Source organism: Moorella glycerini (assembly GCF_009735625.1).
Taxonomy (GTDB): domain Bacteria; phylum Bacillota; class DSM-521; order Neomoorellales; family Neomoorellaceae; genus Neomoorella; species Neomoorella glycerini.
Window position 1 is genome coordinate 3340045 of sequence record NZ_CP046244.1, and the last position, 15339, is coordinate 3355383.

At 49.7% G+C, this 15339-nt stretch carries 16 protein-coding genes; all 16 read right to left on the minus strand.

What is annotated here, in order from left to right:
- Positions 1 to 73: 73 nt before the first annotated feature.
- The 16 genes from MGLY_RS18930 to MGLY_RS16705 all read right to left on the minus strand — a co-directional run bounded on the left by MGLY_RS18930 (position 74) and on the right by MGLY_RS16705 (position 14987).
- Positions 74 to 298 (minus strand): FmdB family zinc ribbon protein, encoded by a 225-nt coding sequence (locus tag MGLY_RS18930; protein WP_156275777.1) that lies wholly within the window; start codon positions 296 to 298, stop codon positions 74 to 76.
- Positions 299 to 689: 391 nt separating this feature from the next.
- Positions 690 to 1124: an MOSC domain-containing protein gene (locus MGLY_RS16635; RefSeq protein WP_156275779.1), complete on the minus strand. Its 435-nt coding sequence runs from the start codon at positions 1122 to 1124 to the stop codon at positions 690 to 692.
- Between the two features lie 215 nt (positions 1125 to 1339).
- Entirely contained in the window at positions 1340 to 1969 is a 630-nt protein-coding gene (locus MGLY_RS16640) for a DUF1847 domain-containing protein (protein WP_156275781.1), read from the minus strand.
- A 17-nt stretch (positions 1970 to 1986) separates the two neighbouring features.
- The gene (locus MGLY_RS16645; RefSeq protein ID WP_156276574.1) at positions 1987 to 3147 is read right to left on the minus strand and encodes an MFS transporter; all 1161 of its coding nucleotides are present in this window, start codon (positions 3145 to 3147) and stop codon (positions 1987 to 1989) included.
- Positions 3148 to 3186: 39 nt separating this feature from the next.
- On the minus strand, positions 3187 to 3669 hold the full coding sequence (locus MGLY_RS16650; RefSeq protein WP_156275783.1) for an ECF transporter S component: 483 nt from the start codon (positions 3667 to 3669) through the stop codon (positions 3187 to 3189).
- 188 nt (positions 3670 to 3857) lie between these two features.
- Complete coding sequence (locus MGLY_RS16655) at positions 3858 to 5096, minus strand: IS110 family RNA-guided transposase (RefSeq protein ID WP_156271235.1); 1239 nt, start codon at positions 5094 to 5096, stop codon at positions 3858 to 3860.
- Between the two features lie 440 nt (positions 5097 to 5536).
- Positions 5537 to 6460, minus strand: coding sequence for a radical SAM protein (locus MGLY_RS16660; RefSeq protein ID WP_170291152.1), 924 nt, complete (start codon positions 6458 to 6460; stop codon positions 5537 to 5539).
- Positions 6461 to 6483: 23 nt separating this feature from the next.
- Positions 6484 to 6768 (minus strand): DUF4405 domain-containing protein, encoded by a 285-nt coding sequence (locus MGLY_RS16665; RefSeq protein WP_141262678.1) that lies wholly within the window; start codon positions 6766 to 6768, stop codon positions 6484 to 6486.
- A 207-nt stretch (positions 6769 to 6975) separates the two neighbouring features.
- Positions 6976 to 8319 carry an NAD(P)/FAD-dependent oxidoreductase gene (locus MGLY_RS16670; protein ID WP_156275787.1) on the minus strand — a complete coding sequence of 448 codons (1344 nt, stop codon included), beginning with the start codon at positions 8317 to 8319 and terminating at the stop codon, positions 6976 to 6978.
- Positions 8320 to 8614: 295 nt separating this feature from the next.
- Positions 8615 to 8881 carry a metal-sensitive transcriptional regulator gene (locus MGLY_RS16675; protein WP_156275789.1) on the minus strand — a complete coding sequence of 89 codons (267 nt, stop codon included), beginning with the start codon at positions 8879 to 8881 and terminating at the stop codon, positions 8615 to 8617.
- A 346-nt stretch (positions 8882 to 9227) separates the two neighbouring features.
- A complete protein-coding gene (locus MGLY_RS16680) occupies positions 9228 to 10658 on the minus strand; it encodes an ISLre2 family transposase (RefSeq protein WP_156272057.1) in 1431 nt (476 codons plus the stop codon).
- A 180-nt stretch (positions 10659 to 10838) separates the two neighbouring features.
- Positions 10839 to 11459 carry an HD-GYP domain-containing protein gene (locus MGLY_RS16685; RefSeq protein ID WP_156275791.1) on the minus strand — a complete coding sequence of 207 codons (621 nt, stop codon included), beginning with the start codon at positions 11457 to 11459 and terminating at the stop codon, positions 10839 to 10841.
- A 25-nt stretch (positions 11460 to 11484) separates the two neighbouring features.
- Complete coding sequence (locus MGLY_RS16690; RefSeq protein ID WP_156275793.1) at positions 11485 to 11769, minus strand: DUF2325 domain-containing protein; 285 nt, start codon at positions 11767 to 11769, stop codon at positions 11485 to 11487.
- A gap of 334 nt (positions 11770 to 12103) precedes the next feature.
- The gene (feoB, locus tag MGLY_RS16695) at positions 12104 to 14155 is read right to left on the minus strand and encodes a ferrous iron transport protein B (RefSeq protein WP_156275795.1); all 2052 of its coding nucleotides are present in this window, start codon (positions 14153 to 14155) and stop codon (positions 12104 to 12106) included.
- 300 nt (positions 14156 to 14455) lie between these two features.
- Entirely contained in the window at positions 14456 to 14713 is a 258-nt protein-coding gene (locus tag MGLY_RS16700) for a FeoA family protein (RefSeq protein WP_156275797.1), read from the minus strand.
- A gap of 19 nt (positions 14714 to 14732) precedes the next feature.
- The gene (locus tag MGLY_RS16705; protein ID WP_156275799.1) at positions 14733 to 14987 is read right to left on the minus strand and encodes a FeoA family protein; all 255 of its coding nucleotides are present in this window, start codon (positions 14985 to 14987) and stop codon (positions 14733 to 14735) included.
- Between the last annotated feature and the right edge of the window lie 352 nt (positions 14988 to 15339).

The following is a 15339-nucleotide window of genomic DNA, read 5'->3' on the forward strand; positions in this document are numbered from 1 at the left end:
TATTTTCCCCATTAAACTTTTACCCCGGCAGGCAGTAGCCATTTCCTACCCGGGGTACAAACATAAGGGTTTTTTAAGCGCGGCAGCAACCGCCGGGCGGGCAGCTATCCGGCCGGGAATCCCTCCCGCAGCACAGCGTTTTCCCGCCAGCCCCCGAACGGCCTTTTACTATATGCGGCGCCGAGAATATCCTTACTAATCTCGTGCTGCCGCAGTTAGGGCAGCTATTAGCGTCCTCCCGCTTGTTAAAAGTACTTATTGCCCCGCACTCGCTGCATTTGAATTCAAATTCCGGCATTTACTATTCACCTCCGGCTGCTTCTAGTATAAATCTATAAAGAACATACGTCAATATTGTGTTGCAAAAAAGCCCCCTTGCCACACAAGGGGGCTACCGGGAAAATTATACTCCTTCAATTCCCCTTAATCATTCTTGCCCCACATTGGGGGCAGATTGTGTCAGTACAGGGCTTCCCCAATTGGTGCGGCACCTGCAGGCCACACTGAGGACAAACGCAATTTCCGGCCCAAGAGCTCTGGCCCTTCCCGCCTGTTGGTGAGATGCCTTGGCCCCTACCCCTGCCTCCTCCCATTCTTCTCCCTCTGCCGCCACCTGTACCCCTTCCCCATCCGCTCCCCATTCCTGCACTCCAACCGCCTGGCATATTTATTCTCCCTTCGTTTTAAGTTTACGTAATTATGGTCACCCAGTCACCTGTTTTTACCCAGCCGCTTTTTGCCACCCGGCAATAAATACCTTCGGTCTTTAAAGGAGCCGGCTCTAGAAACGAGAAAGATGACGATTCATCGTCCTTTTTCCCAATTTGTGTGACTTCAACAATCGCTTCTCCCACCAAAATCCTGCGCCCAACTTTAATCCCTTCCAAATTAATGCCTTGAACGGTAATGTTTTCGGCAAAATCACCCGGTTGAAAGGGAAGGCCTAAGGCCCCGGCCAATTCTTCGGCCCTTTCACCCATAAAAATGCTCACCTGCCGGCTTGTTCCCGCATGGGCGTCCCCTTGCAAACCGTAATCAGCAAGCAAGTAGCCTGACCCAACGTTAATTTTCTTCGCTCCTCTCCGCGCGCTAAGATTAACACCGATAACTTTGCCTGTCGACATACCCTCTACCTCACCTTTACAAATTAAAAATTAGCAGGGTTCTAAGGTTCGTAGATTTTAAAGGGTCGTTTATAGGCGACCTGAATATTTACTGTATGCGCTGCCAGTTTAAAAATAGCGCCTCCCAGAGCCATCCAGATAAAGCGCCCAGCACGCCACTATAACCGCGACCACTACCGGAGAAACGGTTGCCAGTGATAAGGGCCATAAAAATATTACAAGCGATGACTGCTTAATTTCTTTTGAAAATAGTGGCTTGCATAGACCGCACCCAAAGGATTATGCGCTAAAACACGATCTTTAGCCGCTAAAACCGTCACCGGAGCCTTGGAGTACTTGATAAATAAGGTATCGTGCCCTACACACAGGCAGACAATCACGTTCAAATCGGTCCCGGCCGCATTTAAAAGCTTAGCCTGACCTATGGGATTGCACATGGGTTCATAAGAACCGGGGCGCACTTTTTCTTCGTTGGTAATACCCAATTCTTCTTTAGGCAGCGACCCTGTTTTGCAGATAAGCGAGTAGACCTCAAAGCCGTTACTTTGCAAAACGGCTGCAATACGTTTGGTCTCTTCTCTTACGCCCGCACAAAAAGCCAAACCTAACTTACGAAAACCTGCCCGCCGGGAAAACTCCATGATTTCTTCCAACCGTGTCCAGACGCCATAGCCGGCAGCCTCTGTTCGAGCGGCGTTCAAGGCAATATTATTTATCTCCGGCTTTTGGTATTCAGCCCTGGCTTCCTGGTAAATGGTGTCGTTCTCCTGCATGGGACAATTAGCCGGTAACCGCTGCAGTTCCCCAGTCCTACAGGCATAAACTCCACATTGATCACAGCGCATTTTTTTAAAAAGCCTCCTTAATTGTGTTGATAGTCCGTTATACCCGGTCGCAGGATCCACCACATGCCCAGGGAAGCTAGCATACCTGCTACGCCTCCGAAGTAGAAGGGCGCCTGGGGACCGAAGGTATCCCACAAAAAGCCGGCCAGGGTGGAAGCCGGCAGGAGGCCTATGCCCACAATGGTGGCGTGGAGGCCGATAAGGGTAGCCTTCTGCTCCGGAGGCGCGATATCCGCCACCAGGGCCTTTTCTACACCTTCGGTAAAACCGATATAGAGGCCGTATATGGGAAAGAGCCACCACATAGCCGACGGGTTTTTGGCCACCGCAAAACTTAGATATACCAGGCCATAAGCCAGGTAACCGAGGACCAGCAACGTCCGCCGGCCGATGCGGTCCGACAGGCGACCGGCGGGGTAAGAAACCAGGCTGTAGACGAGGTTATAAACGAGGTATAAGAGTATGACCGTTTCCGGGGCAAATCCCAGATTCTCGGCCCGCAACAGCAAAAATTGGTTAGAGGAGTTACCCAGGGTAAAGAGGAAAACAACCACCAGGAGGGATCGTAAGCGCGGGTCAAGGACCCGCCAGTTAAAGGATATTTTCTTTGCCTGGAGCCCGGCGGAGCCCCTTTCCCGCACCAGGAACAGGACAGCAACCCCTAAAACAGCGGGGATAAGGGAGTACAGGAAAACCGCCCGGTAATCTCCCCGGTAACCTGTTAAGAAATAATAAGCCAGCACCACCCCCAGGCTGGCCCCTAGGGTATCCATGAGCCGGTGCAAGCCAAAGGCGGCCCCGCGCTGCCCCACCGCGGCAGCTTCAGCGATAATGGCATCTCTGGGAGCAGTGCGCACCCCTTTGCCAAAGCGGTCGGCCAAACGGCCGGCCAGCACCCAGCCCCAGGAGGTCGCCAGGACGAGAAAGACCTTACCCAGGGCCGAAATGCCGTAGCCGCCGATAGCCAGGGGTTTTCTGCGTCCCAGACGATCGGAAATAGCACCGGAAAAAACCTTGAGGAGGCTGGCCAGGCTTTCGGCCAATCCTTCAATAACACCGACGATAGCAGGGCTGGCCCCCAGGGCCGTGGTCAGGTAAAGGGGTAACAGAGGATAAACCATCTCCGTGGAAATATCAGTTAGCAGGCTAGTGAGGCCGGTGATGAGGACGTTAAACATGAAAAGAACCCCTTGCAATTTAATGAGCCGTCCAAAGATTTAACGGTTCTTCCCCATCTCTGGCAAGGCTTTATACACTATAACCGCTATAACCCCTCCTGCCAGGGCCGTGAGCAATTGGGGAATCTGGAAAGCCTGCGCCAGCTTGGGGGGCAAGACCAGAATGAATTTCAGCGCTAACACGAAGACCCCATACTTGCATACCGCGGCTGCAATGACGCCGACCCAGGGGTTAAATCTTACCAGCAGGCCGAAGACTATCACCAGCGTAGCGTTGGCTGCCATTATGAACGGCGTTATGGGCTGGGCGAGCGGGGGCACGATGCCCCGCATGAGGGCGATCCACGGCGTCAGGGCGCCTATGACGACCCCGCCCCCTATACCTACAGTAAAAGTCGCTAAAAACAGCATCGCGTTTACCAGCGGGCCTGTCACCGGCTGCGGCAGCCCGACCATCTGGACGGCGACCGTCAGCGCCAAAAGCATGGCGGTCGTAGTCAGAAACCTGGTATTTCGCCACATGACACACCTCGCCTCCTCCGAAATCACTAAGGCTTACAGTTCAGCCCATATTTCACTTTAGTGGAAATAATTAGTGTGCGTTATTGCTGTATAAACTTTACTCTGGCGGTATAGCTATACTAAAATGTGTCTTTTTACCATTGCATGCTTGCACCTAGCATTTATCTTTCCTTTGGCTTTTTTTAAAACTAGGCAACAGAAGGCTTTTCTTCTAGAGTTACTGTGTAACCTTGGGCTTCTATTTGCTTTACTAACCGCCTTATTCGGCGTTCTCGTTCTTCTTTGGTATAGTAGTTTGGTCCTGGATCCTGGTAATGGGCTTTATCTTTTAGGAGATGGTAGATAATTTTTATCAGACTATGGGCGATGGCTAGCAGGGCTTTTTTCTTGCCTAGTCGTGGCGCTAATCGACGATATTTCGCGGAGAGATAGCTGTCTTTTGTTCGTATTGCGGCCCAGGAACATTGGACTAATATTGCTCTTAAGTGTTGATTTCCTTTACGGGTTTTCCCACTCTTTCGTTTACCGGCACTTTCGTTGTTACCGGGACAGACCCCTGCCCATGAGGCTAAATGGTCAGCATCAGGAAAGGGGGTCATGTCGACGCCTATTTCGGCAATTATATCCTGGGCTGCTTCTTTTTTTATGCCGTTTACTTCAGCTAGTCTCCCCGCTTCTTCGAAAAAAGGCTCCATCCTTTTTTCGATTTCGGCATTTAGTTCTTCGATTTGTTGCTCTAAAAACTCCAGGTGCTCTAGTTGTTGTTTCAACAATAGCCGGGTATGTTCTTCTATTTTCCCCTCCAGGGCTTTTTCTAGTTCTGGTATCTTCTTGCGTAATTTCCCCCTGGCCATTTGCGCTAGTTCTTTTGGATCTTCGTTCCCGTTAAGCATCGCTTTTAGTATCTCTCGCCCTGATACGCCCATGATATCTGTGGCTACTGAACTTAATTTGATATTGCTGTTTTCTAGCTGCTTTTGGACCCTTTGCACCTCGCGGCTGTGTTCTGCTACCAAAGCCGCCCTATACCTGGTTAACTCCCTTAATTCCCTTATTTCTTTCGGCGGGATAAAGCTTCCTGCTAGCAGGCCATGCCTTAAAAGTTCGGCTAGCCACACCGCGTCTTTGCAGTCGGTTTTCTTCCCCTTTAAGGCTTTAAAGTGTTCGGGGTTGATCAATATTAATTCTGGTATTTGGCCTTCTAAAATGTTGTATATCGGTTTCCAATATACTCCGGTGCTTTCCATGGCTACGGCAGTAACTCCGTTTTCTAAAAGCCATCCCCGTAACCCTTCTAAGTCTTCGGTCATGGTGCCAAAGGTTCTTATTTCTTGTTTTAGTTGTTTTTCTCCTGGCGTGATCAGACACGCCACTACCTTTTTCTTGTGGACATCTAGCCCACAGCAGCGTTCATACACTACTTCCATTTCGTGGTTTCTTGCTTTCCCCTCTTTCTTTTTTATTTTTTATTTAACTACTGCCAAGAGACACCTCCATGGTCTAAGAATCTCCTCCACGTGCTCAGCCTTCCAAGGCGGGTACTTTACCTTGTTGAGGCCTGCTTTACAGTTCGTGGTTCCTAAAGGTGTCTGGATCAGACTCCTCCTCGGGCTCCTTGTCCGGCACCAGAGCGAAATCGATCCTTTTCATGGCAGTGTTTTAACTTATACTATCACCTATTTCATGTGTCGTGGAGGGGGCGCCAGCCCCCATGGGGGGCTCCTCAGTTTTTCCAGCAGCGTCCCATTTCCTTCCAAACGCCTGCAACAGCGCTTCTACGTCTCCCTCCTCCACCGCTTCTGGTCTATGGACAGGCGGCCGGGAACCAGCGCATCATCTCATAAACACGTTCTAACAGTTGCCATCTTTACTGTCGAACCCTATAATAAACCTCTTCCTTGTAAACCACTTGGATAAGGCCAGCTTCTACCAACCGGCCAATATATTTTGTAACCTCCGCCTGATGTAAGCCGGTTAAAAAAGCAATTTCCGTCAAGGTACAGGGGCGCCGCCCCAAAAGGGTCACAATCTCCCTTTCGATATCCTGCTGGCTCCCGTCCCCGTACACCTTGCCGGCAAAATGGCCAATAATCTCTGTCCTATTACCCAGCCGGGCAGCTATTCTTTCCATTTGCTCCCGTTCCAGGGGCCTGGCAAATGCCTCCGCCGGGGGGCGACTAACGGTATTAAGCTGGATCTTCTCTGCCGGCAGATCTTTTAAAACGGCAGCGAGGGCAGCAATCTCTTCTTCCCCATCATTGAGCCCGCGGACCAGCATCACTTCTATCCAAAGGCGGCCCCTGAACATGTCTGCGAAATCTTGCAACCCTTTGATAACCTGCTCTAAACTAATCTGATCGCAGGGTCGGTTGACCCGCTCAAATACCGGAACTGTAGCCGCATCGAGGGAAGGTATCACCACATCTGCCGTCGCTAACTCTTCCCGTATATTCTGATCATGCAGGAGTGATCCATTGGTTAGCACGGCCACCGGTATGGACGTTAATTTTTTTAAACCCCGGATTACCCGGCCGAGCCCTGCATTAAGGGTGGGCTCACCGGAGCCAGAAACTGTTACATAGTCCGGCCGGGGATTTCCTTTAAGTTTTGTCTCTATTTCCTGTAGCACAGCCGCTACCGGTACATATTCCTTGCGCTGGACGGTATGTAATGTGGTTCGGCCCAACTGGCAGTAAATGCAATCATAGCTGCAGGTTTTAAAGGGAACAAGGTCGATACCCAGGGACCACCCCAGCCGTCGCGACGGGACAGGGCCAAAAACATAACTCATTTTCCCTCTACCCCTTTTTTGCATTAGCGCAACTTATCCCTGCCGCCGAAAACACGCCTGGTCATACCTGCAATCCAGTCCCAATGCAAGTAAAGATGGACTAAAACCAGGACCACCGTCACTATCGCCAGCCAGCGGTGTATCGCTCCCCATTCCTGGCGGCTAAAAATAAAAGTGGGAGCAAAAGCTTGACGGCCATATCTCCCTGCCGGCAGAATCAGCCACGGAATAAAACCAGAAAGGGCTACCCCCAGGGCACTCAGGAAAAGGGCTAAATCGACAAAATAATTAACTTTCCATTTATACAACTTCCCACTTCCTTCCCGGATCACATTCTCAATTCAGGATGGCATATAACTTTGCTATATCTCCCTACCTGCTTCCAGTATAAATCTATAAAGAACATACGTCAATATTGTGTTGCAAAAAAGCCCCCTGCCAAAAAAGGGGGCTACCAGAAAAAATTGTATCCCTGAAAAATCGTGCTCCCTGAAGGAGAGTTTGATAGGCTGGAATTAGCTCCTTAACTTTAGCACGGCATCCTCGGCGGCATTGGTTACCTGATAGGCAATAGGCGAAGCGGTAAGGGCCGGGTGGGTCCCGACCTGCATGGTTTCCAGTTCGTCGGCCCGCATCTTGTGCTGCACGGCAGCCGCCAGCAGGTTGGTCAGTTCGCCCACCGCAGTACCGCCATAAGCCTGTCCGCCTACAAGAATCCCCGTATCTTTAGTGAAGATCAATTTTACACCCATCTCCCTTGCCCCCGGCATACTCCCCGGGTGCCGGTCAGGCGCCTTCGCGTTGCCTGTAACGACCTCTATACCTGCTTCCCGGGCCGCCCTTTCCGTCAGGCCTACCGACCCTAGGGCCAGGTCGCCCACAATTGTCGAAAACACCCCTACAGCCGCCCCCCTGGCCCGCCTGAGGCCAAACAGGTTGGCTCCAGCCACCCGGGCTTCATGGGTGGCTACGGAAGCCAATTTAATCATAGACGGCCCGTGACCGAAAAACGAGCTTTTTTCGGCGCAATCGCCAATGGCGAAGATACTGGCGTCACTGGTGCGCATATAATCGTCAACCCAGATACCAAAGCGTTTATCAACTTTCAGCCCAGCATTTTGGGCCAGTTCAATATTAGGCACCACGCCGATACTAAAGATAACTGCGTCGGCAGGCAGGCTCCGGCCGCTTTCAAGTCTAACTTGCTCTACTTTACCTTCACCCAGAAATTCTTCTACTTTAGTCCCGGTGATAATGTTTATCCCCTGAGAACGCAGCTTTTCCTCTGCCAGGGAGCAAATCTCATCATCAAATGCCAGGGCCAGGCAATGGGGCAAAAGCTCGACAATAGTAATATTCAATTCTCGCCCCTTCCTGCACTCATCAGCAAACTCAACTCCAATAAAGCCGCCGCCGACGATAACCAAATTTTTTGCTTTGTCCAGGGCCTTTTTTAGCTGTTCAAGATAGGCCACGTCTTTTTTGACTACGAAAACGCCCTCCAGGTCGGCACCCTTTATCGGGGGGACGATAGGAGATGAACCTGTCGCCAGGACCAGTTTGTCATAGGTGATATCGCCAGAATTTGATGTAGAAACCGCCTTTTTTTGATGGTCTATACCGGTAACTTCATCGACTATCAAGTCAATGCCGCTGTTAATCACCATGGCGTCCGGGATGAGGTTTTTATCAGGGCTTCCCACGGTTCCAAAAATGTAAGGAATACCGCAGGGCACCAAAACCTTTTCTTCTTTCCGTACCACGGTAACCTTCTTGTCCTTAAAATACCTTTTGGCCGTAATGGCTGCCGTAAGACCCGCTGCACTCCCACCGATAACCAATACATCTGTTTGCTTCAAACCTGCCGCCCCTTTCCATGTAATTTGTGGGTTTTAGAACTTAGGATGCTAAACCCCTTCCTCTGTTTTGTGGGTTTTGAACTTAAGATAGCTTAAAAAAGATAGCTTAAAAAGGACTCTCTCTTGGTAAGCAACGCCCCCCACCCCCGGGGGAGGGGTGTTATCTAATTCCCATTCTAACGGCTATCCCAAGTTATTGTCAAGTGTTCTTTATATCTAAAAAATAAAAAGACCTGATATCCCTCTCAGGCCTTCCCCTTTCTTCCCTGTCTAAAAGATCTTTGCAAACACGGATCTATTTTAAAAACTGGCATAAAAGTTTTACCAGTTCCTGGGCGCTAGAACCGGTGCCTTCTTTTTCTTGAGAAAGCTTATCCAGACAATCATCCGCGTAAATTACTAGTACCATCTCCGTAATTTTATACACAGCTGAGCGAATGGCCGCGAGTTGGTGCAAGACGGTGGGACAAGATTCCCCCCTCTCTACCATGCGCACCAGGCCGGCCACATGCCCCTGGACAATGTGCAAACGTTTTATTATCTCTTCACGTGTCTCATCCATCAGCAACTAAGCCCCCCCTTTTTCCATCACCTCTTGGCCGGCAATTCCCTAACCTTAAAGCTCCCTCTTGCACCGCCAAATATCTATGAACCATACCCTTACCCTAATGTATTATATCACGACCAGCAGGCTTTGAAAATGGAAAAGGGGAACGTGTACGTGTCAAGATGTAGTAGGCAAAAAGAGACCTCACATAAAAATCCCATATATATCCAACACCTTTTCCGGCTCCGGAGTATTGTGCAGTAATTCTCTGCGCCTGTCAAGGTTAAAGCCTGCGGCCGCCTACGGCGACCTTGACAGGCTTCGCGAATTACTGCCTGCTCTAATTAAGCCGGAAAAGGGGTTAGAATATAGCTCCACTAATTCTTGTTAGTTGCCTCAAGGTATATTTAACCCAATCTGTTCCCGCCTCAGGGCCAACAAGGGCTGGTACTCTCTTCCTTAACCATGCTTCTACGTCTTCTTTAACTATCTTCTTTTCTTTTATTACTTTAACGGGATTCTTTTCTACTTGTGGCATCTTCTTTTCTAGCCATGCGGCTAATTCTCCATTGGCTTTGAGCATAAGTAATGCTACCATGGCCGTTGCTCCTGCTTCGCTCCAGCTCATTCCCCTCTTTTTCATGCGAATGGCTATTTTTTTGTCTACTGTTGTTTCGGCTACGCCCATCCCGTATAACTTTAGCCCTTCCAGTTGTCGTGGTAACCGCAAGCGGTAATCTAACAGGTTATCGCGATATCTTTGACAGTAGTCATATACTTTTTGGCGTTGTTGCTTGTTTTTGCGGTTCGGTGCTTCTTCTATGAGTGCTTCCATGGTGTCCAAAAAGACCTGCTCTTGACCTTTGGCTAAAATCTCCATTAATCCTCGCGCTGTTTCGTTCCCATAAGCCTGCCTTATATCCCGGTGGAGGTGGTAGCGGTCCAATTGTACAATGGCTCCTGGTAACTGTTCTTTGGCTGTCTTCTGGATCCAGCTGGCTCCGTCGCCATTGACCACATATATTGTTTTTTCGTCTATCTCGTAGTACCTGGCTATTTCCGTGGTGAGGGCTTCCCAAAATTGTTCTCCATCTTCATAGATGCCCATTACTACCCGCGGGTTCTTGAGATGCCGGGCATTCCCTTTTTCTATCCACCCTTCGTATACTATTCCTACTTTTACTTCTATCCGCTCTTGCTTGCTCCTTTGCAGGGGAATCATTATGCCATCGGCTTCGATAAATAGTGCCGGTACTTTTTTCTTTTTGCCTTGGGGCTCTTCCCCGCTCACGAATAGCTTGTTGCGCAGGGCTTCTTGCAGTCCTTTTTGTTCCAGTCCATTTCGTTTTACTTCGCTATGGATGGTCATATGGCTTAATTGGCCCATCCCTGCTTCGGCCATTATTTCCGCTGCCTGCCTGAAGGGTAACCGGGTTGCCAGCGATACGGCTAATTTGAGCAGTCTTCCTGTCAGGCGCTTTCCTTGGCGTAAGTTCAGGGCTTCGTCTAACAGAAACCTTCCCTCGCCTCTTTTCTTTTTGCGCGTCGCTTTGACATATAGTCGGCGCTTAAAGGTTATATCCCCGTACAGGCAGGTGATTGTGCGGTAGCGGAAGCCAGCTATCCTATATCTCTTGGGTTTTGCTGGCATAAGGGCATCATCCAGGGCTTCCAGTACGGCTACCAATAATCGCCTGGCTATTTGCAGGATAACTTCTTCTAGAGTGTTGAAATTCTCGATACCATCTAATAAACTAAAGATGGTAGCGGTACTGGTATTACCGTTTACCATAAAGAGACCTCACTCCTTTTACGGTGTTTTTCTTCTTGTGAGGTCTCTTTTCTCTTTTTTGCTCCTTTTTCCTCCTGCCTACTGTAATTTTACACTAACGGGGAACGCTCCATCACCCCTACCCAGTATCATCCAGCCGCATCAGAAAACCGCAGCCCTTGCTCTGCCAAATGTTCTCACTTACCCCGCCTTTTCCGCTGACCACTTTTCCTCCCACATGGGCCACAATGCCTCCGCCGCTTCCACCAGCACCGCATCGAACTGGATGGCTTTGTTGGCCACAACTTCTTCCCAGCAGTGGTGCCAGGTAAATGCCGGGCGGTAAGGTCTTTCTGAGGTCATGGCGTCGATGGCATCGCATAAGGCAATAATCCGTGAACCTAAAGGAATAGCCTCGCCTTTTAAACCAGCCGGATAACCCTTACCGTCCCAGCGTTCGTGATGGTACAGGACCAATCGAGCTATCGAGCTCAATCGCCGCGATTTGGTCAAAATGTTAAAACCTATTTCCGGGTGGCGTTGGATAACTGCCCATTCGTGAGGTAAAAGGCGGCCCGGTTTGCGTAAAATCTGCTCCGGGACGCCAATTTTCCCGATATCATGCAAATGGGCGGCCATATGTATATTCTCGAGTTCTGCGCCTTTAATCCCAATTCTCCTAGCAAGGTCCAAGGACATATCGGCCACGCGCACTGAATGGGCTTTACAATAAGGATTCTTGACTTCCAGGGCGGCCGTTAAACATTCAATAATGTCATGGTAGATTCCATACAGTTCACGCCCGCATATCCAAGAAAGCATCCCGGTTCCCCCCGTCGCCGCTATTTTAGCCGTTTATAAAGCCCTGCCAGGCTTTAGCTATATAGGCCCAAGAGCGCCGAGCAAAAATAGTTCTAACCCCCTTTTTCCGGGCATCCTTTTTGATCTTTGCGGCCAGCCCATGATTGACATAGTCAGTAAACACCAGCACGACATCAATCTCGTGGGGCAAATCTACAGCTATATGGCCAATTTTACGCCCGCTTAAGTGTTCGATTTCAGTGAAACCCAGGCTTTTAAGGTTATCAGGGATGTTCCCCAAACGGTCACCGCCAACGATTAAAATAGACAAAGCTATGTCCCCCTTTGCCTAATTGATAATTCTTCTCATTTGTTCCTGTTAAAATATGGGGTTAATTTCCTCAGCAGAGAAGGCTGGGATTTCAGGCTTCCCTGCTGAGGTCCCCTTCAGACTGTAAAGGCTACAGGTTGTATTATCTTCCCGATCTGGCTCCTTTACCACCGTTACAAACCTGATCACAACCTGGGCAGCCTGCACCTCTGGCAGTTTCCAACAGATGACGCGCCAAGATAGCACCCGCTATAATACCTGCTCCGGTTAAAATGGCTATCGCCATCGCTCTCCGTCTCCTTTAGCCGCACGCTTAAACATCCCCGTTCCCCTTTTAGCCAAGCCCGAGGAGCCTGCCTGCCTGGAAAACCAGCACCGCCATCACCCAACCCAGTACCAAACTGTAGCCGATGGCAAAGGCAGTCCAGCCCCAGAAATTGGTTTCCCGGCGTATGGCCGCGATGGTAGCTGCGCAAGGAATGTAAATCAGGGTCATAACCATAAAAGCGTACGCTGAAAGGGGTGTCCAGGAATGTGCAATGGCGGCTGTCAAGCCGTTTTCCTCTACTCCGTAAAGCACCCCCAGGGTGCCGACGACCACTTCTTTAGCCAGGATGCCAAATACCAGGGCTACCGCCGCTTCCCAGGTGCCAAAACCGGCTGGTTTAAAGACCGGCGCCAGTATAGTTCCTAGTCTCCCGATCAGGCTCTCCTGGCTGGCGTATGCCACGCCCAGGGGCAGGTTAGAAAGGACCCAGATCAGCACCACGACACCGACAATAACGGTGCCGGCTTTGCGGACAAAAGAACTCCCTCGTTCCCACATGTGGATCAAAGTGCCTTTTAGAGTCGGTACCCGATAAGGCGGCAGTTCCATGACAAAGGGAGCCGTTTCTCCTTTAAATAGAAAGGTCTTAAAGATTTTGCCCATGATAATGGCCAGCACGATACCTAAAAGGTACAGGGAGAAGATTACCCAGCCCTGGTTGGCGGTAAAGAAGGCGCCCGTGAAAAGGACGTAAACCGGCAAGCGGGCCGTGCAGGACATCAAGGGGTTAATAAGAATAGTGATCAAGCGGTCCTGCCGGCTTTCCAGGGTTCTGGTAGCCATGATGCCCGGTACGTTGCAGCCAAAGCCAATCAAAAGCGGGACAAAGGATTTGCCGTGCAGGCCCAGGGCATGCATCAAGCGGTCCATAATATAAGCTGCCCGGGCCATATAACCGCTGTCCTCCAGGAGAGAAATGGCCAGGAAGAGCAAGAAGATGGGGGGGATAAAGACAAGCACCGAACCCAGACCGCCGATTATCCCATCCGCTATGAAGGAAGTCAGGAGTTGCGGGGCACCCAGGGCTTCCAGCCAGCCGGCAGCAAGGCCTTTTAAACTCTCAAAGGCGCTTTCCACCAAGCCAATCATGGGGTCACCCAGCTTAAAGGTAAATTGAAAGACAGCCCACATAGCCAGGAGAAAGATCGGCAACCCCAGGTAACGATTAGTTACTACGCTGTCAATCTTATCAGATATAGTAAGCCTTTGCTCCAGGGTCTGGTGTCTGATAACAGCCTCTTTAACCAGGCCGTTGATAAAACCATAGCGCCGGTCGGCAATAATGGCTTCTACTTCTTCTCCTAAAATCTCGTGTAGTTGTTTTTTGCTTTTAGCTACCGCCTCCAGAACCGGCCTGGATCCTTCTTTTTGGAGCTCTGCCTCTAGGCGCTCATCGTCTTCCAGGAGTTTTATGGCGAGCCACCTGGCAGGGTATCTCATTGCCAGCTTAGCGTCCTGCTTAATGATTTGTTCCAATTTATCTAACTCGTTTTCAATTTCCCTTCCATAGTTTACTTTTAACGGCCGGCATGTTGACTCTTGGATCTGCTTCGCAACCGTAGCCACAAGTTCCTTTATGCCCTCGCCACGCGTGGCAACGGTCGGCACCACCGGCACTCTTAAAGCTTGCGCCAGGCGGGGGATATTGATTTCGATGTTGCGTGCCCGGGCCTCATCAACCATATTTAAGGCGACAACGACGTTGGCCCCCATTTCCAACAACTGAATAGTCAAATATAAGTTGCGTTCCAGGTTCGAGGCGTCGACGACATTGATAACGGCCTCGGGCTTATCAAAGAGGATAAAATTGCGAGCGATAAGCTCGTCCTCGCTGTATGCCCCAAGGCTGTAAGTCCCGGGCAAATCAACAATATTGAAAGTTTGTCCTTGATAGCCGAGCTTGCCCTCTTTTTTCTCTACCGTCACGCCTGGCCAATTGCCGACATGCTGGCGTGCTCCGGTCAAATCATTAAAAATGCTGGTCTTACCTGAATTGGGATTGCCGACCAGGGCGATAACCTTTTCCCTTTCAGGTTTAGCCAGTGCTGCTATACCCATGATTTCTCCCTCCTTAAAATACCAGTTTAAATACCGGTCACCAGGAAATTATTAAGTATGCCTTTTCTTAACTAACCCGCCATGCCTGAAAGGCACAACCAACTATGAAAATAGAGCTATTTTCGTGCTAACCGGCCATGCCCAGAGGGGCACAATCAATCATGAAAATAGCACTTGATTAGGGCTATTTTCTTGCTAAACAAATCCTCATCCTCCAAACGTTATCCTCCTCCAAACGTTATCCTCCCATCAACTCCAACCTCCTGCGGAGACTGGCTGTGCTTTCAACCTTACTTCTTCTTATACTTCTTTTACCATTTCAACCATAATCTTATGGGCCATGCCTCTGCCGATTGCCAGGCGACCGCTTCCTGTGCCGTTCCCTAGCGAAATGATTATGGGTCCAAAGTTGTCATTGCGAATAATCTTAATGGTTGACCCGCGGACTAGTCCCAGCTCTGTTAGCCGGCGACGCAAGCTCATGCCACCAGCGACTTCTTTAATAACTGCCTCCTGGCCCGGACTTAAAAATTCCAGGGGCAATAACCCGTTGCTCATACCCGAACACCTCTTTACATTATTTAAGATGCTCTACAAGAATAGCGGCCGCTTCTTTTTTGCGCAGGCTCAAGTGGTAACCCTTAACTTTCACTTCTATCGGGTCGCCTAAAGGAGCTACTCCTGCGATGGCTACTTCCGTGCCGGGAACTACTCCCATGTCCAAGAGCCGGCGACGGAGTTCCCCCTTTGCGGCGATTTTAATCACCCTGGCGCGGGCGCCTTTCCCCAATTCGCTCAAGGCCCGTGTGCTAACGGTTTCTAAAGCCTCCATGATAACACTCTCCTTTCTCTCTTTAAGCAAATCAAGGCTGCTTAATTTTTCATTAAAAGATAATGACATTCATTCTCATTAGGTTAATAAAAAAATACCACACAGGTAAATAAATTGTCAAGCCCCTTCTTGGTTAATCAACTTATTAGCAAAAAAATAGCCCTAATCAAGTGCTATTTTCATGATTGATTAGCAAGAAAATAGCCCTAATCAAGTGCTATTTTCATGATTGATTGTGCCCCTCTGGGCATGGCCGGTTAGCACGAAAATAGCTCTAATCAAGTGATCTTTGCCAAGTAAATATGTCTGCTGAGTAAGCATAAAAAGGCAATAACAAACTAACAGATGCATG